24 protein-coding genes and 1 pseudogene are annotated in these 26,078 nt (G+C 71.6%); 12 read left to right on the top strand and 13 right to left on the bottom strand.

Features of this window, described 5'->3' with window-relative positions:
* Window positions 1-370 precede the first annotated feature (370 nt).
* Genes DEP02_RS21425 through DEP02_RS21405 form a run of 5 tightly spaced genes read left to right on the top strand, consistent with a single transcriptional unit; the run spans window position 371 to window position 5,264 of the window.
* Window positions 371-1,153: an ABC transporter ATP-binding protein gene (locus DEP02_RS21425; protein WP_112469304.1), complete on the top strand. Its 783-nt coding sequence runs from the start codon at window positions 371-373 to the stop codon at window positions 1,151-1,153.
* The gene (locus DEP02_RS21420; protein ID WP_112469303.1) at window positions 1,150-1,953 is read left to right on the top strand and encodes an ABC transporter ATP-binding protein; all 804 of its coding nucleotides are present in this window, start codon (window positions 1,150-1,152) and stop codon (window positions 1,951-1,953) included. The genes DEP02_RS21425 and DEP02_RS21420 overlap by 4 nt, the downstream gene beginning before the upstream one ends.
* On the top strand, window positions 1,950-2,846 hold the full coding sequence (locus DEP02_RS21415; RefSeq protein ID WP_112469302.1) for a branched-chain amino acid ABC transporter permease: 897 nt from the start codon (window positions 1,950-1,952) through the stop codon (window positions 2,844-2,846). The genes DEP02_RS21420 and DEP02_RS21415 overlap by 4 nt, the downstream gene beginning before the upstream one ends.
* Window positions 2,839-3,981: a branched-chain amino acid ABC transporter permease gene (locus DEP02_RS21410; RefSeq protein ID WP_112469301.1), complete on the top strand. Its 1,143-nt coding sequence runs from the start codon at window positions 2,839-2,841 to the stop codon at window positions 3,979-3,981. The genes DEP02_RS21415 and DEP02_RS21410 overlap by 8 nt, the downstream gene beginning before the upstream one ends.
* Window positions 3,978-5,264, top strand: coding sequence for an ABC transporter substrate-binding protein (locus DEP02_RS21405; protein WP_112469300.1), 1,287 nt, complete (start codon window positions 3,978-3,980; stop codon window positions 5,262-5,264). The genes DEP02_RS21410 and DEP02_RS21405 overlap by 4 nt, the downstream gene beginning before the upstream one ends.
* A 124-nt stretch (window positions 5,265-5,388) precedes the next feature.
* On the opposite strand, the gene DEP02_RS21400 is transcribed toward DEP02_RS21405, so the two are convergent.
* Window positions 5,389-6,867 (bottom strand): glutamate-cysteine ligase family protein, encoded by a 1,479-nt coding sequence (locus DEP02_RS21400; protein WP_112469299.1) that lies wholly within the window; start codon window positions 6,865-6,867, stop codon window positions 5,389-5,391.
* A 161-nt stretch (window positions 6,868-7,028) separates the two neighbouring features.
* Between DEP02_RS21400 and DEP02_RS21395 the strand changes: the two genes are divergently transcribed.
* Complete coding sequence (locus DEP02_RS21395) at window positions 7,029-7,580, top strand: DUF488 domain-containing protein (RefSeq protein WP_112469298.1); 552 nt, start codon at window positions 7,029-7,031, stop codon at window positions 7,578-7,580.
* Window positions 7,581-7,626: 46 nt separating this feature from the next.
* A complete protein-coding gene (locus DEP02_RS21390) occupies window positions 7,627-8,571 on the top strand; it encodes a LysR family transcriptional regulator (protein WP_157977502.1) in 945 nt (314 codons plus the stop codon).
* A 56-nt stretch (window positions 8,572-8,627) separates the two neighbouring features.
* Here the strand turns inward: DEP02_RS21390 and DEP02_RS21385 are convergent, their stop codons facing one another.
* From DEP02_RS21385 to paaN, 11 genes are all read right to left on the bottom strand, one after another.
* Window positions 8,628-9,896: an MFS transporter gene (locus DEP02_RS21385; RefSeq protein WP_112469296.1), complete on the bottom strand. Its 1,269-nt coding sequence runs from the start codon at window positions 9,894-9,896 to the stop codon at window positions 8,628-8,630.
* Complete coding sequence (locus tag DEP02_RS21380; RefSeq protein WP_232839221.1) at window positions 9,893-10,513, bottom strand: isochorismatase family protein; 621 nt, start codon at window positions 10,511-10,513, stop codon at window positions 9,893-9,895. The genes DEP02_RS21385 and DEP02_RS21380 overlap by 4 nt, the downstream gene beginning before the upstream one ends.
* Window positions 10,514-11,356: 843 nt before the next feature.
* Complete coding sequence (gene paaE / locus DEP02_RS21370) at window positions 11,357-12,478, bottom strand: 1,2-phenylacetyl-CoA epoxidase subunit PaaE (RefSeq protein ID WP_112469293.1); 1,122 nt, start codon at window positions 12,476-12,478, stop codon at window positions 11,357-11,359.
* Window positions 12,478-12,990, bottom strand: a complete 513-nt coding sequence (paaD, locus tag DEP02_RS21365; protein ID WP_112469292.1) for a 1,2-phenylacetyl-CoA epoxidase subunit PaaD — start codon at window positions 12,988-12,990, stop codon at window positions 12,478-12,480. The genes paaE and paaD overlap by 1 nt, the downstream gene beginning before the upstream one ends.
* A complete protein-coding gene (gene paaC, locus DEP02_RS21360; RefSeq protein ID WP_112469291.1) occupies window positions 12,984-13,850 on the bottom strand; it encodes a 1,2-phenylacetyl-CoA epoxidase subunit PaaC in 867 nt (288 codons plus the stop codon). Before paaC ends, paaD begins: the two co-directional genes overlap by 7 nt.
* 12 nt (window positions 13,851-13,862) lie before the next feature.
* A complete protein-coding gene (gene paaB, locus DEP02_RS21355; protein ID WP_112469290.1) occupies window positions 13,863-14,165 on the bottom strand; it encodes a 1,2-phenylacetyl-CoA epoxidase subunit PaaB in 303 nt (100 codons plus the stop codon).
* Complete coding sequence (paaA, locus tag DEP02_RS21350) at window positions 14,162-15,175, bottom strand: 1,2-phenylacetyl-CoA epoxidase subunit PaaA (protein ID WP_112469289.1); 1,014 nt, start codon at window positions 15,173-15,175, stop codon at window positions 14,162-14,164. The genes paaB and paaA overlap by 4 nt, the downstream gene beginning before the upstream one ends.
* 133 nt (window positions 15,176-15,308) lie before the next feature.
* A complete protein-coding gene (locus tag DEP02_RS21345) occupies window positions 15,309-16,169 on the bottom strand; it encodes a 3-hydroxyacyl-CoA dehydrogenase family protein (protein ID WP_112469288.1) in 861 nt (286 codons plus the stop codon).
* Window positions 16,166-16,945: an enoyl-CoA hydratase/isomerase family protein gene (locus tag DEP02_RS21340; RefSeq protein ID WP_112469287.1), complete on the bottom strand. Its 780-nt coding sequence runs from the start codon at window positions 16,943-16,945 to the stop codon at window positions 16,166-16,168. Before DEP02_RS21340 ends, DEP02_RS21345 begins: the two co-directional genes overlap by 4 nt.
* On the bottom strand, window positions 16,942-18,165 hold the full coding sequence (locus DEP02_RS21335; RefSeq protein WP_112469286.1) for a thiolase family protein: 1,224 nt from the start codon (window positions 18,163-18,165) through the stop codon (window positions 16,942-16,944). The genes DEP02_RS21340 and DEP02_RS21335 overlap by 4 nt, the downstream gene beginning before the upstream one ends.
* A complete protein-coding gene (gene paaN / locus DEP02_RS21330; RefSeq protein WP_112469306.1) occupies window positions 18,158-19,870 on the bottom strand; it encodes a phenylacetic acid degradation protein PaaN in 1,713 nt (570 codons plus the stop codon). Before paaN ends, DEP02_RS21335 begins: the two co-directional genes overlap by 8 nt.
* 95 nt (window positions 19,871-19,965) lie before the next feature.
* On the opposite strand from paaN, the gene paaI reads away from it, so the two are divergent.
* The 5 genes from paaI to DEP02_RS21305 all read left to right on the top strand — a co-directional run bounded on the left by paaI (window position 19,966) and on the right by DEP02_RS21305 (window position 25,472).
* The gene (paaI, locus tag DEP02_RS21325; protein ID WP_232839220.1) at window positions 19,966-20,454 is read left to right on the top strand and encodes a hydroxyphenylacetyl-CoA thioesterase PaaI; all 489 of its coding nucleotides are present in this window, start codon (window positions 19,966-19,968) and stop codon (window positions 20,452-20,454) included.
* Window positions 20,451-21,797, top strand: coding sequence for a phenylacetate--CoA ligase PaaK (gene paaK, locus DEP02_RS21320; protein WP_112469284.1), 1,347 nt, complete (start codon window positions 20,451-20,453; stop codon window positions 21,795-21,797). Before paaI ends, paaK begins: the two co-directional genes overlap by 4 nt.
* A 96-nt stretch (window positions 21,798-21,893) precedes the next feature.
* On the top strand, window positions 21,894-23,432 hold the full coding sequence (locus tag DEP02_RS21315) for an ISL3 family transposase (RefSeq protein ID WP_438947788.1): 1,539 nt from the start codon (window positions 21,894-21,896) through the stop codon (window positions 23,430-23,432).
* Window positions 23,433-23,515: 83 nt separating this feature from the next.
* Complete coding sequence (locus DEP02_RS21310; RefSeq protein WP_232839219.1) at window positions 23,516-24,007, top strand: MarR family winged helix-turn-helix transcriptional regulator; 492 nt, start codon at window positions 23,516-23,518, stop codon at window positions 24,005-24,007.
* 241 nt (window positions 24,008-24,248) lie between these two features.
* Entirely contained in the window at window positions 24,249-25,472 is a 1,224-nt protein-coding gene (locus tag DEP02_RS21305; RefSeq protein WP_112469282.1) for an RNA-guided endonuclease InsQ/TnpB family protein, read from the top strand.
* A gap of 228 nt (window positions 25,473-25,700) precedes the next feature.
* Here the strand turns inward: DEP02_RS21305 and DEP02_RS21300 are convergent.
* Window positions 25,701-26,078 (bottom strand): annotated as a pseudogene (locus DEP02_RS21300) (NrfD/PsrC family molybdoenzyme membrane anchor subunit); the annotation flags it as partial.

Below are 26,078 nucleotides of genomic sequence, written 5' to 3'. Positions count from 1 at the left end.
GACCGCGGTGCCCCGGCCGCGCACACTGCCGCTCGGCGTCGCCCGGCCGGCCCCGGGGTGCGCCGCGGCGTGCCTCCGCCCTGAGGGACCCCGGGAGCGCCGGCCCACGCGGCCGGAACACGTGGTGCGGCCAGGCGTGCGGTACGGCCCGACACGGTGCGGTGGGCAACCGGCCGGAGACGAGCTCTCGCCCGCCCGGAGCACCGGCCCGCCACCCGCCTGGGCACCCGCACAACTCCCGCCCACCCCCATTGGGACACCGCAGCGACCCCGGCCGGAAACCTGTACCGCCCCCTCGCGCCCGTGCTGTGGTGAGCCCCTCATCCCCCGAAGCCGTTGCTGCCCCGCGGCACGGCCCCGAGGAGCCGCGATGCCCGAAGCACCACCGGACGACCGGCCCGCGCTGCACGTCGAGAACGTCGACGTGACGTACGGGCGCGCCCTGTCCGCGCTCCGCTCCGTGTCCCTGACCGTGCCGCACGGCGGTGTCGTGACCCTGCTCGGCGCCAACGGTGCCGGCAAGACGACCCTGCTGAGGGCCGTGTCCGGCACGCTGCGCCTGCACCGTGGCGCGATCACGGGCGGCCGTATCCGCTACGGCGACACGGTGCTCGACGGCAAGGACCCGGTGGCGGCGGTACGCGCCGGAGTCGTTCAGGTCCCCGAGGGACGGCGGGTGTTCGCCGGGCTCTCGGTCGACGAGAACCTGCGCAGCGGAGGGCTCGGACTCGGCCGGCGCGGCCGGGTACAGGTCCAGGAGGCCCGTGACCGTGTGTTCGCGCTCTTCCCCCGGCTCGCGGAGCGCACCCGTCAGGCCGCCGGCCTGCTGTCCGGGGGCGAGCAGCAGATGCTCGCCATCGGCCGCGCTCTGATGGCAGCCCCCCGCCTGCTCCTCCTCGACGAGCCCTCACTCGGCCTGGCCCCGCAGATGGTGCACCGGATCGCCGAGGTGATCCGTGAGATCAACGCCCAGGGCACCGCCGTGCTGCTGGTCGAGCAGAACGCGGGCATGGCGCTCTCCCTCGCCGACCACGCCCACGTCCTGGAGGTCGGCGAGACCCGCCTGTCCGGCCCCGCCGGCGAACTCGCCCGCACCGACGCCGTGCGCCGCCTCTACCTGGGCGAGGCGGCCGAGGACCAGGGGGCCGCGTGAACGACCGCACCCCCGCCGCGCCGCCCGTGCTCGGCGTACGGGACGTGACCGTGCGCTTCGCCGGACTCACCGCACTCGACGGGGTCTCCTTCACCGTCGTGCCCGGCTCGGTGCACGCGCTCATCGGACCCAACGGCGCCGGCAAGTCGACCTGCTTCAACGTGCTGTCCGGCCTGTGCCGCCCGGCCGCCGGCACGGTGACGCTCGGCGGCACCGAGCTGACCCGGCTCGCCCCGCACCGCATCGCCGCGCTCGGCGTGGCCCGTACCTTCCAGAACATCGTCACGACCCAGGGCACCGTCGCCGACAACCTGATGCTCGGCCGTCACGCCCTGTCCCGGGCCGGCTTCGCCGCGAGCGCGCTGCGCCTGCCGCGGGCCGTGCGGGAACAGCGCGAGCACCTCGACCGGGTGCGCGAGATCGCCGGACTCACCGGCCTCGGACAACACCTCGGCAGTCCGGTGGCGCTGCTGTCGTACGGCGACCGCAAACGCGTGGAACTCGCCCGCGCCCTCTGTCTGGAGCCCCGCGTGCTGCTTCTCGACGAACCCGTGGCCGGCATGAACGCCGCCGAACGGGCCCGCATGGCCGAGGTCATAGGCGATCTGCGGGCCGAACTCGGGCTGTCCATCGTCCTCGTGGAGCACGACATGGGCCTGGTCATGCGCCTTGCCGACGACGTCACCGTGCTCGACTTCGGCCGGCCCATCGCCCACGGCACCCCGGACGAGGTCCGCCAGGACCCCGAGGTGCTGCGCGCCTACCTCGGCGCCGACGTACAGGCGGAGGACGCCGCATGACCGGGTTTCTCGACAACCTCCTCGGCGGACTCGCCCTCGGCGCGGTCTACGCGCTGATCGCCCTCGGCTTCGTCGTCATCTTCAAGGCCTCGGGCGTCCTCAACTTCGCCCACGGCTCACTGCTCCTGTTCGGCGGCTATCTCACCGCCGTCCTCCATGACGACCTCGGCTTCGCCGGTGCCCTGGCGCTGGCGGTCCTCGCGACTGCCGTCCTCGCGGGCGTCCTCGACCGGTTCCTGCTGCAGCGCGGCGGCCAGAGCGCCCACTCCGCCCATGTACAGACCATCATCACCATCGGCATCGACATCGTCCTGCTGACCGACCTGGCCCGGCGCATCGGCGGCGACCTGCTGTCGCTGGGAGACCCGTGGGGCGACTCGGTGACCGCACTCGGGCCGGTGACCGTCGCCGACAGCCGGCTCGCCGCGATCCTGGTGTCCACCGTGGTCATCGGCGCGGTGTTCGCGCTCTTCCGGTTCACCCCCTGGGGGTTGTCCCTGCGGGCGGCGGCGGAGGACCTGGAGGCCGCCGCCCTCATGGGCGTACGGCTCAGCCGGGTGCGCGCGGGCGCCTGGTGCCTGGCGGGCGCGCTCGCCGCGCTGGCCGCGGTGTTCCTCGCCGCCTTCCCGGCGCCGGGCCTGGAGCGCACCACCGGCCAGATCGCGCTCAACGCGTTCCCGGCCGCGATCCTCGGCGGGCTGGCCTCCCCGGCCGGCGCCCTCGCGGGCAGCCTGCTCATCGGCCTGACCGAGGCGCTCGTCGTCGGACACCAGTCCGACCTGCACATGCTCGGCGAGGGGTTCGGCGACGTCGCCCCGTACGCCGTGATGCTGCTGGTGCTCCTGATACGGCCCAACGGGCTGTTCGGCGCGAAGGGAGCGGTCCGTGTCTGACCGTCTCCTCGACGGCCTGACGAGCCGCCGGGCAGGGATCGCGCTGCTGGCCGTCACGCTGTGCCTTCCGCCGTTCTACCTGGACGCCTTCTGGCTGCGGATCGGCCTGTTCTCCATGGCCGCGGCCATCGGCGCCGTCGGACTCGCCCTGCTCACCGGCACCGCGGGCCAGCTCTCCCTCGGACACGCCTTCTTCCTCGCCGTCGGAGCCTACGGTTACGTATGGCTGGCGGGGGAGCCCGGACCAGGGCTGCCACCGGGCCTCGCCGCGCTCCTCGCCGTGCTGCTCGCCGGAGCGGCGGGCGGTCTGTTCAGCCCCGTCGCGGGCCGGGTGCGCGGCATCTACCTGGGCATCGCCACCCTCGCGCTGGTCTTCCTCGGCCACCATGTGCTGCTGACCGCGGACTCCGTCACCGGCGGCTTCAACGGCCGCTCCGTTCCTCCGCTCACGCTCGGCGGGTTCACCTTCGGGGCCGGCGACCCCGAACTGACCGTGCTCGGCGTGCCGTTCGGCGCCGAGGAGCGGCTGTGGTTCCTGGGTCTGGCACTGTTCGCGTTCACCTGGTTCACCGCCCGCGGTCTGCTGCGCGGGCGTCCCGGCCGGGCCCTGGCCGCCCTGCGCGACAGCGAGACCGCGGCCGGGGTGATGGGCGTCGACGTGGCCCGGCACCGCTCGGCGGCCTTCGTGGTGTCGTCCCTGTACGCGGGCCTGGCGGGCGTTCTCCTGGCACTCGCCTTCCGCCGTGTCGTCCCGGACTACTTCTCCCTCGCCCTCTCCGTCGACTACCTCGCCATGATCGTCATCGGCGGCCTGGGCTCGGTCGCCGGCGCCACCGCGGGCGCCGTCTTCGTCACCGCGCTCCCACTGCTGATGACCCGCTACGCCGACCAGCTCCCGCTGGTGACCGCTCCCGGTTCGGCCGAGGGATTCGTGGGTCCCACCGAGGCCGCCCGCTACCTCTACGGCGCCGCGATCGTCCTGGTCCTGCTGTACGCGCCCGACGGTCTGCACGGCATCGTCCGCCGCGCCCGGGACCGCGTACGGCTCCGCCGCCCCCGTACCCCTGGCACGGACCCCGTCACCTCACCTCCGCAACCGGCCGCAGCCGCACGATCCAAGGAGCACACCCCGTGAACCTCACCCATCACAGGCACCGCAACCGGCGTCGCACCACCGGGGCCGTCCTCGCCGGGACCCTCGCCCTGCTGCTCGCGGCCACCGGATGCAGTTCCAAGGCCGGGGGCGGCAACGGGGGCGGCGCCGCCGCCGACGGCGTACGCACCGGACCGGGCGTCGACGCCAGGACCATCAAGCTGGGCGCCCTCACCGACCTGACGGGCCCCTACGCCACGCTCGGCAAGAGCCTCGTGCAGGCCCAGCAGATGTGGGCGGACGAGACCAACGCCAAGGGCGGCATCTGCGACCGCACGGTCGAGATCGTCGTCAAGGACCACGGGTACGACGTGCAGAAGGCGGTCACCGCCTACGCCGACATCTCCCCGGATGTCGTGGCCCTGCCCCAGGTCATCGGCTCCCCGGTCGTGGCGGCCCTGCTCGACGACATCGAGCGCGACCGGATGCTCACCTTCCCGCAGGCCTGGGCGGCCTCCCTGCTCGGCAAGGACGCCGTCCAGGTGCTCGGCACCACCTACGACGTCGACATGATCGCCGCGGTGGACTTCCTCACCCGCGACAAGGGACTGAAGAAGGGCGACACCATCGGCCACGTCTACTTCGAGGGCGACTACGGCGCCAACGCGCTGGAGGGCTCCACGTGGGCGGCGCGGAAGGCCGGGCTGAAGGTGACCGGCCAGAAGATCCAGGCCACGGACACCGATCTGTCCGCCCAGGTGTCGGCGCTCCACAAGGAGGGTGTGAAGGCCGTACTGATCAGCGCCGGACCCGCCCAGACGGCATCCCTCGTCGGCGTCGCGGCCTCCCGGGGCCTGCGCGTCCCCGTCGTCAGCAGCGCCCCGGGCTTCGCGCCCCAGCTGATGAAGACCCCCGCAGCACCGGCACTGGCGGCCATGCTGCACATCGTCAGCGCCGCGCCCGCGGTCAGCTCCGACCTGCCGGGCGTGCAGCGCATGGTGGCGTCGTACCAGAAGAAGTACCCGGACTCGCCGGTCGACTCGGGGGTGCTGTCCGGTTACAACGCCGCCCAGTTGATCGGCGCGGACCTGAAGAAGGCCTGCGAGGCGGGCGGCCTCACCCGGGAGGACGTCGTCAAGGCGCACCGCTCGCAGAAGAACGCGGACACCGGTCTCGGCACCGCGCAGAACTTCTCCGACATCGACCGTCCCGCGAGTACCGAGACGTATGTGCTGCGGCCCGACGCGAAGGCGGTCGGCGGCGTGGTGAACGCCGAGGACGCGCACACGGCTCCGGGCGTGGAGGACTACCTGGCCACGCGGTAGCCGCCGCACTCGTCCGGGATGCCCCGGCGGACCCCGCGGAGGGGACGCCGGGACATCCGTGTGTCCGGGCCGGGCCGGGGCCGGAGGACGGGGGCGGCGCGGGCCGGGGAACCGGCCGGACCGCTCAGTCGACCGGCCAGGTGTGGACCGGGGCGTTGAGGTGCATGTAGTCGCTGTACACCTGGGTCATGCGCCGCAGGGCCTCGTGACGGCCGACGTGGGTGGTGTCGTCGAGGTGGTGGAGCATCTCCTTCTGCCAGACCGCTCCGTTGCGGCTGGTGACGCACCGCTGCTCGATGATGCCGAGCAGCGGCTCCCGCCAGGCATCGTCCATCCCGGAGAGCTCCAGCCCCCGGTGCGCCAGCGGCAGCAGCCGCCGCAGGACGAGTTCGGGCACCGGCACCTCGCCCATCCCGGGCCAGTACAGCCGTGCCTCGATGCCGTGCCGCGCCGCCGTGTGCAGGTTGTCCTCAGCGGCTGAGAAGGACATCCGCGACCACACCGGCCGGTCCTCCTCCACCAGGGCGCGGGTGAGCCCGTAGTAGAAGGCCCCACTGGCGAGGGTGTCGGCGACGGTCGGGCCGGCGGGCAGCACACGGTTCTCCACCCGCAGGTGCGGTTTGTCGTGGGCGAGGGCGTAGACCGGGCGGTTCCAGCGGTAGATGGTGCCGTTGTGCAGGGTCAGCTCGCCCAGCTCGGGAACGTCGCCGCGGTCCAGCGTCTCCGCGGGGCTCTGCTCGTCGCACAGGGGCAGCAGCGCGGGGAAGTAGCGCAGGTTCTCCTCGAAGAGGTCGAAGACGCTGTTGATCCACCGTTCCCCGAACCACACCCGGGGCCGCACCCCCTGCACCTTGATCTCCTGCGGGCGGGTGTCGGTGGCCTGCTCGAACAGCGGGATACGGGTCTCGTGCCACAGCTCCTTGCCGAACAGGAACGGAGAGTTCGCCGCCAGCGCGACCTGGACGCCGGCGATCGCCTGCGCCGCGTTCCAGTAGCCGGCGAACTCCTCCGGGGACACCTGGAGGTGGAACTGGGTGCTGGTGCACGCGGCCTCCGGGGTGATCGTGTCGGCGTAGGTCCGCAGCCGGTCGTCGCCGTCCACCTCGATGCGCAGGTCCTCGCCCCGGGCCGCGAAGACCTGGTCGTTGAGCAGGTGGTAGCGAGGGTTCTCCGACAGCGCCGCCTCGCCGACGTCCTCCTGCCGCAGCGTGGGAAGGATGCCGATCATGATCAGATGCGCGCCGACCGACTGCGCGCGTTGCTCCGCGTGGTTCAGCGCGTCGCGGATCTCGGACTCCCAGGAGTCGGGGCCGCCCGCCGTCAGCCGCCGGGGCGGAATGTTGATCTCGAGGTTGAACCGGCCCAGCTCCGTGGACCAGGCGGGGTCCGCGATCGCCTCCAGCACATCGCTGTTGCGCATCGCCGGCTCCGCCTCGCCGTCGACCAGGTTCAGCTCGATCTCCAGCCCCACCTGGGGCCGCTCGGACTCGAACCGCGACTCGCGCAGCATCTGCGCGAGCGCCTCGAGGCACTCCTGCATCTTGATCCGGTACCGGCGGCGGTCCTCGCGGGTGAAGACCATCGCCGGGACGTCACGCCCCATCGGCCCTCCCGGATTTCCCCCAGGGACACCTCACCTCCCCAGCGTCGCACCACTGGGTGGACCTGACCAGGCGGGCGAGGCGGAGCACCGCGGGGGCAGTGACCCCTGCGCACGGTGCATGATGGTGTGACCGTGGGACCACATGCGCCAGAGGTGGAGGCATGGCGAACCGCATCTGCACGGTGGGACATTCGACCCGCGACTTCGACGAGCTGCTGACGATGCTGCGGAACAACGATGTCACGTACCTGGTCGACGTCCGTTCCTTCCCGTCGTCCAGGAAGTTCCCGCAGTGGAACCAGGCAGCGATCACCGAGGCACTGCCCGCCGGCATCGGATACCGGTGGATCCGGAAGCTGGGCGGCCGCCGGCACACCCCCGAGGGCGTGCCGAGTGTGAACGGAGCATGGCGCGTCAAGGCCTTCCGCGACTACGCCGACTACATGGCGACCGACGCGTTCGCGGAAGGCCTGGACGAACTGCTGGAGCTGGCGGAGCACGAACGGCCGGCGATCATGTGCAGCGAGGCGGTGCCGTGGCGCTGCCACCGCGGACTGATCACCGACGCGCTGATCGTCGCGGGCATGGAGGTCCTGGACATCATGTCCCCCACCAGGACGAAGCCGGCCACCCTGCACCAGCACGCACGGGTCCGGGACGGACGGCTGACCTATCCGGTCCCAGCAGGTCACAAGGGCTGTGAGGGGCAGTAGGGTCCGACTAGAGCAGCCCGATGTCGTGACCGGAAGCGGGGCAACCGTGGACCTTGACGCCCTTCGCTCCTTCCTGGCCGTGGCCAAGTACCGGAGCATCTCCAAGGCCGCCGCCTGCCTCTACGTCTCGCAGCCGACCATGAGCCAGCGGTTGCGGCGTCTGGAGGAGAGCCTCGGCTTCGTGCTGTTCGAACGAGGCTGGACCGGTGTGGTGCTGACGCACCAGGGCGCCTACTTCCTGCCGTACGCCGCCCAGCTCATACGGGACCTGTCGAACGCCTCGGCCGTCCTCGGCAGGGAGGACACGTCCAAGCCGCGCAGCTTCGCCGAGGTGGCCGGTCATCCCCACAAGGTCATGTTCGGCGTGGACGACTGGCTGTCCGAGCGGTCGGTGGGGGCCGTGGTGAGCAGCGCGCTGAGCACCTACGGGGCCGACGAGTTCCGGGTGACCAGCCGTCCGGCCACGACCTTGATCGACCTGCTGGAACTCAACCAGCTCGACGCCGGGCTCTTCTACTCCGTGGACCCGGACTACCCGTTCCACACGGAGGTCATCGGCACTGAGGACATGGCTCTGGTCCATCCGCCGGGGACGGCCCTGGAGGAGACCAGCGCCCCGGCCCTGAAGGAACTGCTCTCCCGTTACCGGTTCGTCCTCTTCGACAACCCGGTACTGACCCACCACGCGCAGATCACCACCACGCTGATCGAGACGTACGAGATCTCCCGCTTCCACGTGGTGGACGACTACCGGACCATGCGTGCGCTGATCCGCCTGGGCGAGTGCATCACGGTGGTTCCGGCCGGTGTCGTCCTCGACGACGGGACAGGGTGCGTGGCGGACCTTCCCTCGACTCCGCTGCCGGGGCTGCTTCCCGAGATCAGCGTCACCGTGGGCGTCAGCGACGCCGGACGGGACCACGGGGTGACCGAGGCGTTCGCCCGGTCGGTCGCACGGTTCCTCCACGGCGGCGAGCCCGGAGCCGGGTGACGCCCGCCCACGCGCACGTCGTCCGGTTCCGGGCGGTTTCTCGCCCCCTACCGCGGTCAGGCGCCCGCGGCCGCCGTGACGGCGGTGTCCTCCCGGTCCCTGCGCCCGGTCTTCTTCGGCGCCGTCTCCTGGAGGAAGGAGGCGGCGCCCACGCAGAGCAGCAGTCCGCCCAGCGCGAGGTAGAGGACGGTGTGGATGCCGTAGTTCTGGGCCAGGAACCCGGCGACCGACGGGGCGACGCCGCCGCCGAAGATCTCCGCGACGCCCATGACGGTGCCGGCGGCGGCCGCCATCAGACCGGCGGGGACGGACTCCACGGTCACGGTTCCGGCGAGCAGGGCCAGGCAGCCGTTGGTGCCGAAGGCGACGAAGAACAGCAGCAGGAACAGCAGCGGCACCACCGGCCCCTGCAGGATGAAGCCGACCAGCATGCACATCGCCATCAGCAGGGCGACGAGGACCACGGGCTTGCGGCCGAAGCGGTCGGACAGTCCGGGGATGGCCAGCTGGCCCGCGAAGGCGCCGAAACCGATGCCGGAGGCGATGACGCCCATCTGGCTGGTTCCGATGCCCTGGTGGTCGACCAGGTAGCTCGGCACCATGGCGCTCAGTACGAAGATGCAGGTCATGGCGCCGCACAGGGCGACGATGGCCAGCCGGATGTTCCGGTAGCGGAAGACGTCCAGCCAGCGGGTCCTCTCCTGGGAGGTGGACGCGACAGCGGATTCGAAGGCCGGCAGCTGGTGCGGCTCGCGTATGGTCCGGAAGACGAACCAGGCCAGGACCAGGCCGGGGAGCAGCATGAGTCCGAAGACCCAGTGCCAGCTCGGCAGGACCCGCAGCAACTGGGTGGCGATGATCGGGCCCAGGCCGATGCCGAACAGGGCGAAGGTGCTCTGCTGGGTGCCCATGTTCAGTCCGCGGCGCTCCGGTCGCGACGCCTCCGCCGTGGCGGCCACCGCGGTCGGGGTGAACCCGCCCTCGGTGATGCCCATGACGGCCCGCACGACGAGCAGGCTGGCGAGCCCGCTGACGAACCCGGTCAGCAGCGAGCAGACCGAGAACAGGACGATCGAACCGACCAGGATTTTGCGCCGGCCCAGCCGGTCGGAGAGGCCGCCGATGAGAAGGGAGGAGCATCCCCAGGCCAGCCCGAGAACGCCGATGATATTGCCCAGGTCCTGGTAGTCGAGCCCGAGATCCTTCATCATCGAGGGGAACAGCGGGCTGATGATCCAGCGGTCCAGACCGACGAGACCGAATCCGAGGGACAACAGCAGCACTGCCGAGCGCTCGTAGCGGACGTCGTACTCTCTTGGTTTCATTCCGCTCTTCCTTCCCGGCCCTCACGGATCTCCGCGACCAGTTCCCCGGTCGGGAGCACCCGGCCGAAGAATGTACTGATGGTTTTCTCCGTGGCTGCTTGCGCCTCGTCGCTGAGCGCTCCGGTGGCATCGCTGATGAAAGCCACCTTGAAATCGCGCATGTAGGCTCCGCGCGCGGTGGAGTCGCAGCAGACCTCGGTGAGGGTGCCGATGATGATCACCGTGTCCACCTGGCGCAAGCCCGAGATGCTGGTCAGCACGTTCTCCAGCTGCGTGTTGTGGAACGCGTCGTAGCGGTGCTTCTGGATGACGACGTCGTCGGGCTCCGGCTTCAGGTCGTCGACGACCTCGGCGCCGAAGCTGCCCTCCCGCATGCCCGCGTTCAAAAGCGCCGGGTTGTAGGCGGATTCCAGCGGGGACACATTGAACGTGTCCAGCAGAATGTGCTGGGTGTAGACGACCGGAATTCCGGCCGCTCGGCATTCTGTGATGACCTCCTGCATCCGGGGTATCCGCCGGCGTGCCATCGGCACTTCCATCGGATATCCCTCGAGGACGAAGTCGTTCTGCATGTCGATGACGAGCAGTGCTGTCTTCTGCGGATTCACGCGCCACATCGCGTTCAACGGGTGGGCTCCTTGCGTTTCGGGAAAAAGGGGTGACCCGGATCACGTCCAGAGGATTGAGCACAGAGCCTATCCGTGAACCGCAGGGCGGCAGGCATAGGAATTCTTTATACCGTCGCGGTCGGCCTCGCCCGGCCCGAGGACCGGGACAGCTCGCCGCGCGGCCACAGCCTGCGGGTGCGCATGACCGGCTGTCTGCGCACCCAGTACCCCGAAGGCCCATGTCATTCTGCACTCGGGCGAGTTGTGGCCTGGGCCGGCCAAGTCGGAGGACCTGAGGGCCATATCGAGGAGGCCGTCGGCGTCGTCCGCGCCGAACGCGTCGGGCACGGCGTCGGCCTCGTCCACGAGGGCGACTGGCGGCAGACGACCCCGGCGTGTCCCGGATCGGGCATCGGCCAACGAGCCAACGAGTATGCGTACGAGTACGCGGCCGGCACGTGCGGCCCGAGCCACCCCGGGTCGAAGGACCCGGCCCGCGCCTCGCCGGAGTACGCGGTCCTGCCGGGCGAGAGCCTGTGGCCGGGCAAAATCCCACGGCCCGGGCTAACGCCTCGCCGCGGCCCGCCGCGGCGAACGCTCCGGCGAGCCCCGAGCCCGTCCGGGCGCAGACCCGCCGGCACCTGCCGACGGGCAGCCCGAAGGCGGAACCGGAGCGGCGGCAGGAGGAAGCCTTCGCCACCTTCGAGCGCACGCACACGCGCACACACGCGCACGGTGCGCTGAGCCCCCGCCTTCTTTGTGCCCGGCACCCCGCGGAGGGCGCCGGGCTCACTCCCCTTCCGTCCGGATCACCGTTCCCGTTCTGTGCGGATCACCGTTCCCGCTGTTCGCTCAGCTGTCGAAGTCGACGGTCAGCGTCTCGGAGACGGGGAACGTCTGGCAGGTCAGTACGTATCCGGCGTCGACCTCGGAGGGTTCGAGCGCGTAGTTGCGGCGCATGTCGGCCTCGCCGTCGGTGACCAGGGCACGGCAGGTGCCGCACACGCCGCCCTTGCAGGCGAAGGGCATGTCGGGGCGCACCCGCGTCGCCCCGTCCAGGATCGTCGTCCCGCGGGGTAGCGGCGAGGTGGTGGAGCGGCCGTCGAGGGTGATGGTGACCTGGCTGACCGGGCCGTCCGTGGGGGCGTCCTCGTGGCGGACGGTGCGGATCGGCTCGTCGTCGGCGAAGAACAGTTCCTGGTGGACGCGGTCCGCCGGGACGCCGAGGTCCCCGAGGAGCTTCTGCGCGTCCCGGACCATGCCGTGCGGACCGCACAGCCACCAGTGGTCCGCGCCGCGCACGTCGACGAGCCCGTCGATGAGCGCGGCGAGGCGCTCGGCGTCCAGGCGCCCCGACAGCAGTTCGGCCTCGCGCGGCTCGCGGGACAGCACGTGCCCGAGCTGGAAACGGGTGCGGTAGAGGTCCTTCAGGTCCGCGAGCTCGTCGGCGAACATCACCGTGTCGGTGCGGCGGTTGCCGTAGAAGAGCGTGACCCGGGAGCGGGTGTCCGCGGCCAGCACGGACTCGGCTATGGACAGCATCGGGGTGATGCCGGAGCCGGCGGCTATCAGGACGTGGTGGCCCGGCTCGGTGAGGTCGGGGGTGAAGGCGCCGGTGGGGGCCATCACCTCGATCGTGTCCCCGGGGCGCACCTCATGGACCAGCCAGGAGGAGAACAGTCCGCCGGGCACGACCCGCACGCCGATGCGGGGGCGGGCGCCGACGGGGGAGCAGATGGAGTACGAGCGGCGCTCGTCGTGCCCGTCGATCTCGCGGCGCAGGGTGAGCGACTGGCCGGGCCGGTGGGCGAACTCCTCCGCCAGCTCGTCGGGTATGTCGAAGCTGATGGCGGCCGCGTCGGCGCACAGCGGCTGCACCGCGGCGACCCGCAGCGGGTGGAAGGCCGGACGGCGCCGCGGGCGCGCGGGGGCGGCGGACACGGGGGCGTCCGCCGTCGTGGGGGTCGGGCCCATCAGATCTCCTTGACGTACTCGAACGGCTCCAGGCAGCTGCGGCAGCGCCACAGGGCCTTGCAGGAGGTGGCGGAGAAGCGGGACGTCTCCTCGGTGTCCGACGACCCGCAGCGGGGGCACGCCACGGCGCTGCGCGTGGCCGACAGCTGAAGCGGCACGGGTCCGCCGGTGCGCCGGGGCGCGGTGCCGGGCGGCGCGATGCCGGCCTCGGTGAGCTTGCGGCGGCCCTCGGGCGTGATCCAGTCCGTCGTCCACGGCGGGTCGAGCACCGTACGGATCTCCACCCGCGCGAAGCCGGCCGCCCGCAGCCGCGCGGCGACGTCGGCGCGCATCTCCGCCATCGCGGGACAGCCCGAGTAGGTGGGGGTCAGGCCCGCGACGACCGTGCCGTCCTCCCTCACCTCGACAGCGCGCAGGATGCCGAGGTCGGCCAGGGTGAGCATCGGCAGCTCCGGGTCCGGGACCTGCTCGGCCACGTGCCGGGCACGCCGTTCGTCCAGGGTGGTCACCATGTCGCCTCCGGGTGGGCGCGGGCCACGCTCTGCAGCTCGTCCAGCAGGGGGGCCAGGTGCTCGGTGTGGTCGCCTTCCCTGCCCTGTCCAGGCAGTGCCTCGGCCGCCGGCAGCTCCAGTCCGGCGGCGTCGAGAACCTGCTGGAGCACGGCCATGGTCTCCTCCCGTACGTCCGCCGGGTCGATGCCGAATCCCGGCCGGGAGGCGAAGAGTTCGGCCGTGTACGGGGCGATGCCGGCCAGGGCCGCCCGCATCCGCCGGTGCGACTCCTCGGTGCCGTCGCCCAGGCGCACCGCCCAGTCGGCCGCGAACTGGCGGTGGTAGGCGAGTTCGTTGACCCCCTTGGCCGCGACGGCCTTCAGGACCGGGTCCGGTGCGGTGGCCGCGAGCCGCTGGAAGACGGCCAGGCGCCAGCAGGACAGCACCAGCAGCCGGGCGATGGAGAACGCGAAGTCGCCGTTGGGGAGTTCGGCGAGCCGGACGTTGCGGAAGTCCTCCGCGTCACGGAAGTAGGCGTAGGCGTCCTCGCCCCGGCCGCTGCCGTCCACCTGCCCGGCGCGTGCGTACAGCAGCCGTGCCTGGCCGAGCAGGTCGAGGCCCATGTTGGCCAGGGCCACCTCCTCCTCCAGCTCCGGAGCCCGGGTGCACCACTGGGCCAGGCGCTGCGCGCCGACCAGGGCGTCGTCACCGAGGGCCAGGCAGCACGCGGCCAGCTCGGCGGCGTCGACCGTGGCCGGCACGGCGGTGTCGACGCCGTGCAGCGGGTCCTCGAACCCGGTGCCGAAGGCCCAACGGGCGTCCGAGTCCCCGTGCTCCTCGGTCAGGGACAGGTAGACGTGGTCGTCGGTGACGTCGCTCATGTCGTCCTGCTCCTAGATGTGGGGGACATCGTCGGGGATGTCGTAGAAGGTGGGGTGGCGGTAGACCTTGTCGGCGCTGGGGGCGAAGAAGGGGTCCTTCTCGTCGCGGGTGGAGGCGGCTATGTGCTCCGAGCGCACCACCCAGATGCTCACGCCTTCGTTGCGCCGGGTGTACAGGTCGCGGGCGTGGCTGAGCGCCATCGCGTCGTCGGCGGCGTGCAGCGAGCCGACGTGGACGTGGTTCAGGCCGCGCTTGCCGCGGACGAACACCTCGTACAGCGGCCAGCTGTCCTTCGTGCCGTCGGTGTTGCTCATGCCGCCGTTCCTTCCTGGGTGTTCTGGGCTTCCCGGGTCTGCCCGGACCGGGCGGCCCGCTTGGCCGCGTGGGCGGTCGCCGCCTCGCGCACCCAGGCGCCCTCCTCGTGGGCGGCCCGCCGCCGTGCGATGCGCTGCTCGTTGCAGGGTCCGTCGCCGCTGATCACGCGCTTGAGCTCGGACCAGTCGGGGGTGCCGAAGTCGTGGCGGCCGCGCTCCTCGTTCCAGCGCAGCTCGGGGTCGGGCAGGGTGACGCCCAGCTTGGCGGCCTGCGGGACGGTCATGTCGACGAAGCGCTGGCGCAGTTCGTCGTTGCTGTGCCGCTTGATCTTCCAGGCCATCGAGGCCGCGGAGTTGGGGGAGTCGCCGTCGGGCGGACCGAACATCATCAGGGACGGCCACCACCAGCGGTTCACCGAGTCCTGCACCATCTCGCGCTGGGCGTCGGTGCCGCGCATCATCGTCATCAGCAGCTCATAGCCCTGACGCTGGTGGAACGACTCCTCCTTGCAGATCCGCACCATGGCGCGGGCGTACGGACCGTACGAACTGCGGCACAGCGGCACCTGGTTGCAGATCGCCGCACCGTCGACGAACCAGCCGATCACGCCGACGTCGGCGAAGGTCGGCGTCGGGTAGTTGAAGATCGACGAGTACTTCTGCCGGCCCTCTATGAGGCGCTCGGTGAGGTCCGCGCGGTCGGCGCCCAGGGTCTCGGCCGCCGAGTACAGGTACAGGCCGTGTCCGGCCTCGTCCTGGACCTTCGCGAAGAGGATGGCCTTGCGGCGCAGTGAGGGCGCCCTGGTGATCCACTCGCCCTCCGGCTGCATGCCGATGATCTCCGAGTGGGCGTGCTGCGCGATCTGCCGGATCAGCGTCCTGCGGTAGCCCTCGGGCATCCAGTCCCGGGGCTCGATCCGCTGATCCCTCGCGATCGTCGCGTCGAAATGCTCCTGGAGCCGCGGCTCCGCGCCGTCGCCGCCCGACTGAGCGCCCTGTGACGTGGTCATCGATAACCAGCTCCCCAACCGACCGTTCGTTCGGTACATAGTCTGTCGAATTTCGGCGGCTCCGGCAACCCCCTGGGCGCCGCTTCACACTCCGGCACGGCACCCAGCTCCGCCCCGGCCGCTCCCGGCGAGGTCACTGCCAGGTGTAGAACCCCTGCCCCGACTTGCGGCCCAGCTCGCCCCGGGCGACCTTGTCGCGCAGCAGTTGCGGCGGGGCGAACCGTTCCCCGAGCGTGGCGTGCAGGTATTCGGCGATGGCCAGGCGCACATCCAGTCCCACCAGGTCGGTCAGGCGCAGCGGACCCATCGGGTGCTTGTAGCCGAGGCTCATCGCGTCGTCAATCGCCTCCGGCTCGGCGACCCCGTCCTCGACCATGCGGATCGCCTCCAGGCCGAGCGCCAGGCCGAGCCGGCTGCTGGCGAATCCGGGGGAGTCCTTGACCACGACGTCCTTCTTGCCGAGCGCCCGGGTCCAGTCCAGCGCGGCCCGCACGGCCTCCGGCGAGGTGTCCGGCGCGACGACGATCTCGATCAGCTCGGAGGCGGGCACGGGGTTGAAGAAGTGCATGCCCAGGAAGCGGCCCGGCTCCTTCAGCGCCGAGGCCAGCTCGGTCACCGACAGAGAACTCGTGTTGGTGGCCAGTACGGTCGTGGAGTCCACCGCCGCTTCGGCCGCGGCCAGCAGCCGTGCCTTGAGTCCGGCGTTCTCCGGCACGGCCTCGACGACCAGCTCGGCGTCCGGCGGCAGCCCGTCCACGGACTCCACGGCGGCAATCCGGCCGAGCACCTGCTCGGCGGGCTCGGCGAGCCTGCCGCGTTCGGCGGCCCGCCGCAGCCCGGCGGCGATCCGGTCCACGGCGTCGGCCGCGGCCTGCGCACCGCTCTCCACGACGGTCACGGACGAGCCGATCGCCGCGAACGACTGTGCGATCCCGGTCCCCATCCGGCCGCCGCCGATCACACCGACGACGGCGGGCACGGTCGGACTGCTCATGTACTGCTCCCGTTCTTCCTCGCCAGGAAACGCGTCATCCGGTCCTGCTTGTCCCGTCCCTCGAAGAGCACGGCCTGCGCCAGGTCGTCGGCGACCGGGTGCGCGCCCGGCGCGTCCACGACGAGCTTGGTCAGACGCAGCGCCGTGGCCGAGGACCGCGCCATGCGGTCCAGCAGCGCGTGCGCATCGTCGAGCAGCTTCTCCGCGGGCACGACGTCGATGACGAGACCGGCGGCCAGAGCCGCCCGCGCGTCCAGATTCCGCCCGGCGAGCAGCACCTGCTTGGCGACCGACTCGCCGACCAGTTCGGGAAGCCGCCAGCAGGCCCCGGCCGCCGCCAGGATGCCGAGCCCCGGCTCCGGATTGCCGAAGACGGCGTCGGGTCCCGCGATCCGGATGTCGCAGGCGTACGACAACTCGGCGCCGCCGCCCAGGGCCCAGCCGTCGACGGCGGCCACCGTCGGCATGGGCAGCCTGCGCACCCGCTCGAACAGACGGCTGTTGATCCCCTGCAGCGCCTCGTCCCGGCCGCGCCGCAGCAGCTCCGCGATGTCGGCGCCGCCGGCGAAGACGTTGCCGTGCCCGGTGAGCAGCAGCAGCTTCGGATCGCGTTCCAGCAGGTCGCAGACCGCGTGCAGTTCACGGATCATCAGCCCGCTGATGGCGTTGCGCGCCTCGGGACGGTGCAGGGTGACCACGACCCGGTCCTCGCGCTCCTCGACGAGCAGCGTCTCGTACGCGGCGTCACCCACCGTGTCGCTCGGAACGTCATTCATACCCGCTCCACCAGCATCGCCATCCCCTGGCCCACGCCCACGCACAGCGTGGCCAGGCCACGGCGGGCGTCCTCGCGCTCCAGGCGGCCCAGCAGCGTGAGCAGGATGCGGGCACCCGAACAGCCCAGCGGATGGCCGAGCGCGATGGCGCCGCCGTCGGCGTTGACCTTGTCCTCGTCGAGCTTGAGCCGGCGGATGACCGCCAGGGCCTGCGCGGCGAAGGCCTCGTTGAGCTCGACGGCGTCCAGATCGGCGGTCTGCCGGCCGGCGCGGGCGAGCGCCTTCTCCGTGGCGGGAACCGGCCCGAGCCCCATGAGGTTGGGCTGCACCCCGGCCGAGGCGGACGTGACCACCCGGGCGCGCGGCGTGAGCCCGTACCGCTCGACGGCCGCCGCGCTCGCCACCACCAGGGCCGCGGCCCCGTCGGACAGCGGCGAGGACGAACCCGCGGTGACGATGCCGTCCTCGCGGAAGATGGTGCGCAGCTTGCCCAGCTTCTCCGGCGTCGTCGACGGCCGCGGCCCCTCGTCGCGCTCCACGCGCCCGTCCTTCACCTCGACCGGCACGATCTCGCGGTCGAAGTGTCCGGCCTGCTGCGCGGCGACGGCACGCCGGTGGCTGCGCAGCGCGAAGGCGTCGGAGTCGGCGCGGGTGATGCCGTCGAGCGCGGCGACCTCCTCGGCCGTCTCGCCCATCGACAGGGTCACCTTCACCGCCTCCGGGCCCGCCCCGGCGGGCACCGCGCGGTCGACGGCGGAAAAACGCGGGTTGGTGAAGCGCCAGCCCAGGGACGTGTCGTGCACCTCGCCCGGCTTGGACCAGGGAGTGCCCGGCTTCTCCATGACCCACGGGGCCCGGGTCATCGACTCCACGCCGCCCGCGACGACCAGATCGGCCTCCCCGGCCCGGATCGCCTGGGCGGCCGAGGCGACCGCGGTCAGGCCCGAGGCGCACAGCCGGTTGACCGTGTAGCCGGGCACCGTGTGCGGAAGCCCGGCCAGCAGCACGGCCATGCGCGCCACGTCGCGATTGTCCTCTCCGGCCTGGTTGGCCGCGCCCAGAATGACCTCGTCCACGGCCTCGGCCGGTATCGCGGCGCGGCGGACGGCCTCGCCGACCACCAGGGCGGCCAGGTCGTCGGGGCGTACGGAGGCCAGGGCGCCGCCGTAGCGGCCCTGCGGGGTGCGGGCCCCGTCGATGAGAAAGACCTCGTCAGGCATGGGTGCCCTCCTGGATGACGACGGGGCGGCGCGACTGCAGCGTCGCGAAGCGGCCCGTGACGAACGCGGGATCGGACAGCGTGGCGCTGGCCGCCGGGTTGGCGGCGCTGCCGTGGAAGTCGCTGAACGCCGCGGACTGGTTGACGAAGACCCCGCCGGTGAGGTTCTCCGACAGGTGCACTCCCGCGTCCAGGGCCGCCGACTCGGCCGCGGCGAGGACCTCTTCACGGGTGGAGTGCACGGCGGCGGTGAGCGCGCCGTGGGCGCGCACCGTCTCACGGAGGATCCGCAGGCTGTGCTCGGTGGAGTCGGTGGCGATGACGAAGGAGACGGGCCCGAACCACTCGCGGGTGTACGTCTCCTCGTCCGCCTCCGCGTCCAGGCGCGCGACCAGCGGCGTACGGACGACGGCCTGCGGATACTCGGGGTGCTCGACCGGCTGCGAGGGATGCGCGGTGCGGCCGAGGGCCGCGGCCTTCTCCAGGCGCTCGCGCACCCCGTCGTTGACGATCGCGCCGAGCGTGCCGACCGCCCGGTCCGGGGCGCCGAGCAGCCTGTCCAGCGCGGCGCCCAGGTCCGCGGCGAACTCGTCGGGGGTCCTGACGCCCTGATCGGTGGCGATGCCCGTACGGGGGATCAGCAGGTTCTGCGGGGTGGTGCACATCTGCCCGCTGTAGAGGGACAGCGAGAACGCGAGGTTGCCCAGCAGCCCGCGGTAGTCGTCGGTGGAGTCCAGGACGACCGTGTTGAGGCCGGCCTTCTCGGTGTACACGACGGCCTGACGGGCGTTGGTCTCCAGCCAGTCGCCGAACTCCGTGGAGCCGGTGAAGTCGATGATGCGGACGTCGGGGTGGAGCGCGAGGAAGCCCGCGGTCCGCTCGCCGGGCTCCTCGGCTGCCAGGATCACGAGATCGGGGTCGAAGCCGGCCTCGGCCAGGACCTCGCGGGCGGTCCGCACGGTGAGCGCCAGAGGCAGTACGGCGCCCGGGTGCGGCTTGACCACGACGGGGTTGCCGGTGACCAGACTGGCGAACAGGCCCGGATAACCGTTCCACGTCGGAAAGGTGTTGCAGGCGATCAGCAGCGAGACACCGCGGCCGACCGGGGTGAACTTCTTGTCCATGGCCAGCGCCCCGCCCTTGCGCTGCGGCTTGGTCCAGCGGGCCGAGGCCGGGTGCCGCTTCTGCTCGGCCCAGGCGTAGGCGACGGCCTCCAGACCGCGGTCCTGCGCGTGCGGGCCGCCCGCCTGGAACGCCATGACGAAGGCCTGGCCGGTGGTGTGCTGCACGGCATGCGCGTTCTCGAAACTCGCGGCGTTCAGCCGGGCCAGGATCTCGACGGCGACCCCGGCGCGTACATCGGGGCCGGCCGCGCGCCAGGCGCCGGTGGCCGCCTTGGCCGCGGTCACCGCCTCCTCGGGCGCGACACGGGGGTAGCTGATCCCGAGCGCAAAGCCGTAGGGGGAGGTCTCGGCGGCCCGCACGGTCCCGTCCCCGGGGTGCCCGGGCAGCGCGAACGGCTTGCCCAGCTGGTCCCGGAAGGCCGCCTCGCCGAGCTTCGCGGCCTCCTCGCCGTACACCGACCTGCTGGGCGACTCCGGATACGGCGTCCAGTGGTCCCGGCTCGCGGTGGCGGCGACGGCCGTTTCCAGCAGCTCACGGTGGCGGGCGAAGAAGTCGACGGTCTCGGGAGTGTTGCCGGGCATGCGGTCCACCTCTTGACAGGCAGTGGTGATGCTTGATTTCTTGACAACGCCGACGCTAACCGAATGTTCGGTCGGTACACAAGGTGGTGAAAAACGTGGAACAGGCCACTGGCGTGGACCCCGGTCCGGTGGAGACGATGTTCGCCGCGGACCAGGCCTCCCGGTCTCTGGGCATCGAGCTGGTGCGGCACGGCGAGGGGACCGCGGTGCTGCGCATGACCGTGACACCGGCGATGGTCAACGGGCACAGGATCGCCCACGGCGGTTACCTCTTCCTGTTCGCCGACACCGCCTTCGCCTGCGCGTGCAACAGCCACGGGCCGGTGACCGTCGCGGCCGCGGCCGACATCGACTTCATCGCCCCGGCCTACGAGGGCGACGTCCTGGAGGCGACGGCCCGCGAGCGCGCCCGGTACGGCCGCAGCGGGATCTACGACGTGAGCGTCCGGCGTATCGGCGACAGCCCGCGCGGAGCGCGGTCCGTCGAGGGGGGCGGCGGGGGACGGGCGGGCGAAGAAGTGATCGCGGAGTTCCGCGGGCGCAGCCGCAGCATGCGAAGCACGAAGACGAAGGAGTCGCGATGAGCAGCGAACCGACGGCCTCGCCGGACCAGGGGCCCCGGCTGGGACAGCCGCTCCCGGACGAGCTGCTGGACAGCGGCGAGTGCATGACCCGCGAACAGCTCCGCGAGCTGCAGCTCGACCGCCTCCGCGCGACCCTGCGCCACGCCTACGACAACGTCGAGCAGTACCGCAGGAAGTTCGACGAGGCCGGAGTGAAGCCCGACGACTGCCGCAGTCTCGAGGACCTCGCCCACTTCCCCTTCACCACCAAGGCCGATCTGCGCGACACCTACCCCTTCGGCATGTTCGCCGTCCCCATGTCCGAGGTCCGGCGCATCCACGCCTCCAGCGGCACCACCGGCCGCCCCACCGTCGTCGGCTACACCGAGAACGACCTGTCGATGTGGGCCGACGCCGTCGCCCGCTCCATCCGCGCCGCCGGCGGCCGGCCGGGTCACAAGATCCACATCTCCTACGGCTACGGCCTGTTCACCGGCGGCCTCGGCGCGCACTACGGTGCCGAACGGGCCGGATGCACCGTGATCCCCGCCTCGGGCGGCATGACCGCGCGCCAGGTGCAGATCATCCGGGACTTCCGGCCCGAGATCATCATGGTCACGCCCTCCTACATGCTGACCCTGCTCGACGAGTTCGAGCGGCAGGGCGTCGACCCGCGCACCAGCTCCCTGAAGGTCGGCATCTTCGGCGCCGAACCCTGGACGGAGGCCATGCGCCGCGAGATCGAGGAGCGCATGGGCATCCACGCCGTCGACATCTACGGCCTGTCCGAGGTCATGGGCCCGGGCGTGGCGCAGGAGTGCGTGGAGACCAAGGACGGCCTGCACGTCTGGGAGGACTACTTCTACCCCGAGGTCGTCGACCCGTTCACCGGCGAGGTCCTGCCCGAGGGGGAAAGCGGCGAGCTGGTCTTCACCTCGCTGTCCAAGGAAGCCCTGCCGATCATCCGCTACCGCACGCGTGACCTCACGCGCCTGCTGCCCGGCACCGCACGGCCCGCCTTCCGCCGCATCGAGAAGATCACCGGCCGCAGCGACGACATGATCATCCTGCGCGGTGTGAACGTCTTCCCCAGCCAGATCGAGGAAGTGGTCCTGCGGGTGCCGGACGTCGCCCCGCACTTCCAGATCCAGCTGACCCAGCGCGGCCGCATGGACCACATGACGGTCCACATCGAGGCCCGCCACGGCGCGGCCCCGCAGCAGCGCGACGCGGCCGCCAAGGCGATCGCCAAGGGGGTGAAGGACTCGGTGGGCATCAGCGTCGAGGTCTGCGTGGTCGACCCGGAGACCCTGGAACGCTCGGTGGGCAAGATCCGCCGGGTCAAGGACCTGCGCCAGGGGTGACGGCCGCTTCGGGGTTCTCCCGGGTTCTCTTACCGAAATTTTGGCTCTGTCCCGTAATCGGTGGTAACGACGGGTGACGAGCTTCGTTGGCATGGTGTGCGAGATGTCAACGAGCTTGTGAGTGTGGTGTTTTCGGGGTTGTCGGCGCTGGTCATCGAGGGTGTGGCGGACGAGGGCAGTCTGATTCGGGTGACGGCGCGGACCCGGGACGATCCGGTGCTGTGCCCCGAGTGCGGGACGCCGACAGGGCGGGTGCACGGTTTCCACGGGCGGAGGGTCGCGGACGTGCCGGTGGACGGACGGCGGGTCGTCGTCTCGGTGAGGTTGCGGCGGCTGGTGTGCCCGGTGCTCGGCTGCTCGCGGCAGACGTTCCGTGAGCAGGTTCCCGGTGTCGTGGAGCGCTACCAGCGCCGGACCAACCGCCTGGCCGAGCAACTCGGCTCCGTAGTAGCGGAGTTAGCGGGCCGGGCGGGTGCCCGTCTCTCGCGCGTGCTGGCCTGCTGGATCTCTCGCTCAACCGCCCTGCGCATGCTCATGCGCAGGGCGACACCGCCGCTGCGCGTCCCGCGCGTGCTCGGCGTCGACGACTTCGCCCTCAAACGCCGGCATCGCTACGCCACCGTGATCATCGACGCCGAGACCGGCGAGCGGATCGACGCCCTGCCCGATCGCACCGCCGAGACCCTGGCCGCGTGGCTGCGCGAGCATCCCGGGGCCGAATACGTCTGCCGGGACGGATCCGCCACCTACGGCGAGGCGATCCGCCAGGCCCTGCCCGAAGCGGTGCAGGTCAGCGACAGGTGGCACCTGTGGAGCAACCTGTGCGGCAAGGTCCTGGCCGAGGTCCGCTCCCACGCCGCGTGCTGGGCGACCGCCGTGAATCCCGCCCGACCCGGGGGCATCCGCGAGCAGACCACCCGCGAACGCTGGCAGCAAGTCCACGAGCTGCTCGACAAGGGCGTCGGCCTACTCGAATGCGCCCGGCGCCTCAACGTCGCACTGAACACAGTCAAGCGGTACGCCCGCGTGAAGGAACCCACCGCCGAGCGCCGCGCACCCCGGTACCGGCCCACGCTCGTCGACCCTTACCGCGACCACCTCCGCGCCCGCCGCGCCGCCGACCCAGCCGTCCCCGTCCTCCAGCTCTTCCGGGAAATCAAGGAGTTGGGATACACGGGCAGCCTCAACCTGCTCTACCGCTACATCACCCAGGGCCGCGCCGAGGGAGACAAGCCCGTCACCACCCCGCAGCGCTTCGCCCGCCTCCTCCTCACCCGCCCCGAGAACCTGCGCGACAAGGACGCCGCACTGCTGCGGGAACTCACCAAAGCCTGCCCCGAGATGAACGAACTTGCCAGCCTGACCGGCGAGTTTGCCCAGCTGCTGACCCCGGCCGAGGGCAACGACGCCAAGCTGACCGACTGGATCACGGCAGTTCGCGCCGTCGACCTGCCCCACCTGCACTCCTTCGCGAACGGCCTCGAACTCGACCGCGCAGCCGTCAACGCTGGACTCACCACCCCGTACCACAACGGTCGCACCGAGGGCGTCAACACGCGAACCAAGAAGATCATGAGGCAGATGCACGGCCGAGCCGGGTTCCCCCTGCTCCGCCACCGCATCCTCCTCCAGTGATCAACACACAGCGCTACCACCGATTACGGGACAGAGCCGAAATTTTTATAGGCCGCCTATATAGGCGCGTGATACTGGGATGCGTGGAGGAAACGCACTCGGCGTACGACCCGCAGGCAACCGCGCACGCCCTGGCCGAGGTGGCTTCCGCCGTGGTCAGGGCCATGACGGACCGCCGCGGAATGAGCTTCACCGCCGCCTCGACCCTGGCCCGGCTGGAGCGCGAGGGCCCGGCCCGGCTCACCGCGCTCGCGGCGGCGGAAGGCGTCACCCAGCCGTCGATGACCCAGTTGGTGCAGCGCCTGGAACGCCAGGGCCTGGTGGCGCGCGTCGACGACCCCGAGGACGGGCGGGTCACCCTCGTCGCCGTCACGGACGCCGGCCGCGACGTACTCGCCGAGCGCAGGCAGGCGCGCGACGCCCGCCTGGCCCAGCTGCTGGCCGGCCTGCCCGAGGAGCAACAACAGGCGCTGGGAACGACCGTGCGGACCACCCTGCCGCTCGTGCGACGGATGTTCGAGGACGACGTGCAGCCGCGTCCACCGGCAGAACAGCACAGTACTGGGTGCACGTGATGACGACCGAGGAGCACGGTCGCACACCGGACAGCGCCGGTGCCGTGCAGTGCGGTCGAAGGACGTGGATCGGCGTGGACCACCCGCGCTACCGAGGTTCATTCGCTGCGCCCCTGGCGTTCATGCCGGTGGTGCAGCGGACCCGGCGGGTGCGGCGCGGAGCGTCGCCGGATCGTTCCGGCGGAGTGGGATTTGGCTGATCCGCCCCGGACCGTCGGTGGCGGGTGCTAGCGTCCGGATCATGCGGCTTCGGTATGCCTTCCGCCTTGATCCGTCACCGGGCCAGCGCAGCGCGCTGGCCCGGGCGTTCGGGTGTGCGCGGGTGGTGTACAACGACGCGGTCGAGGCGCGGGAGCAGGCGCGGGCGGCGGGTCAGCCGTTTCCCACCGCGGCGGTGCTGTCGCGGACGCTTCTCACCGAGGCGAAGAAGACCCGGGAGCGGCACTGGCTGGGGAAGGTGTCGGCGGTGGTGCTGCAGCAGGCACTGCGGGACGCCGAGGCCGCCTACCGCGACTTCTCCGCCTCCCTCAAAGGCGAGCGCAGGGGCCCGAAGCTGGGTGCGCCGCGCTTCAAGTCGCGCAAGGATGTGAGGCAGGCGATCCGGTTCACCGCCAACGCCCGCTGGTCCCTCGCCCCCACCGGGCGACTGAGCCTGCCGAAGATCGGCGAGGTGCGGGTGCGCTGGTCGCGGTCCCTGCCCGCCGTCCCGTCCAGTGTGACCGTGGTCAAGGACGCTGCCGGGCGGTACTTCGCCTCCTTCGTCGTCGACACCGACCCGGCCGCCGACGCGGCCCGCATGCCCGACACCGGCCGGAGCGTCGGCATCGACCTCGGGCTGACGCACTTCGCGGTCCTGTCCGACGGCACGAAGATCGACTCCCCGCGGTTTTTGCGCCGCGCGGAGAAGAAGCTCAAGAAGGCCCAGCGGGAGCTGTCCCGCAAGCAGAAGGGGTCCAAGAACCGCGAGAAGGCCCGCCGGAAGGTCGCCCGCGCCCACGCGCGGGTGGCCGACGCGCGCCACGAGTTCCACCATCAGCTCTCCACCTGGCTGATCCGCGAAAACCAAGCGGTCGCGGTGGAGGACCTGGCGGTCAGGAGCCTGGCACGTACCCGGCTGGCCAAGAGCGTCCACGACGCGGGCTGGTCCCAGTTCGTGCACATGCTCGCCTACAAGGCCGCCCGGTACGGGCGCACCTTCGTCAAGGTCGGGAGGTTCGAGCCCACCAGCCAGGTGTGCTCCACCTGCGGCCACCGCGACGGGCCCAAACCCCTCGCCGTGCAGGAATGGGCCTGCACGGCCTGCGGTGCGGCCCACGACCGGGACCACAACGCCGCCATCAACGTCAAACAGGCCGCCGGACTGGCGGTGACAGCCTGTGGAGCGCCGATAAGACCGGACCCTGGTCCGGCACAGCGCGGTGAAGCAGGAAGCCGCGGAATCCGCACCGGTACCCGTGCCGCGTAGCGGCACGGCACCGGAGCGGAAGGCCAGAATCCCCGGGCCTCAGCCCGAGGAGCAAGTCAAAAGTGGGTTGCGCTGACCAACACCACGCTGGGCATGCTGCTCGCGACCATCAACAGTTCGATCGTGCTGATCTCGCTCCCGGCATCTTCACGGGATCCGGCTCGACCTGCTCCAGCCCGCCAACGTCAGCTGCCTGCTGTGGATCCACAGCAGGCCGGGGCTTTGTAGTCACGGGACCTCCCGGCCGGTGCCGGCCGCGTTCAGGCGTTCGCGGTGCGGGACGACGACATAGGCGGGGTCCCTGGTGGAGGCGACGCCCGCCTCGAAGGTGCCGAAGCGCTGCAGGGCACTCCCGGCGAGCAGGGCCAGTCCCGCCGCGGCCGCGGCCGGGCGGCTGCGCCGGGCGACGGACACGGCCACGAGCGCTCCCGCCAGCGTCAGGCCTTCCGAGGCCCGGCGCAGGCGGCGGGCCCGGCCGGTGGTGTACGCCTGGGGCACCAGACCGGGACGGCGCTCGATGAGCCAGGCCGCGACGATCTCCGCCGCCGCGCCGATCGCGCCGAGCCGGCGGGCGGGGCCCGCCTCGGCCGGCGGCGCCACCAGCAT

Origin of the sequence: Streptomyces triticisoli (assembly GCF_003270085.1) — a bacterium.
Lineage (GTDB): Bacteria > Actinomycetota > Actinomycetes > Streptomycetales > Streptomycetaceae > Streptomyces > Streptomyces triticisoli.
This window is presented reverse-complemented; position numbering and strand designations above follow the sequence as displayed.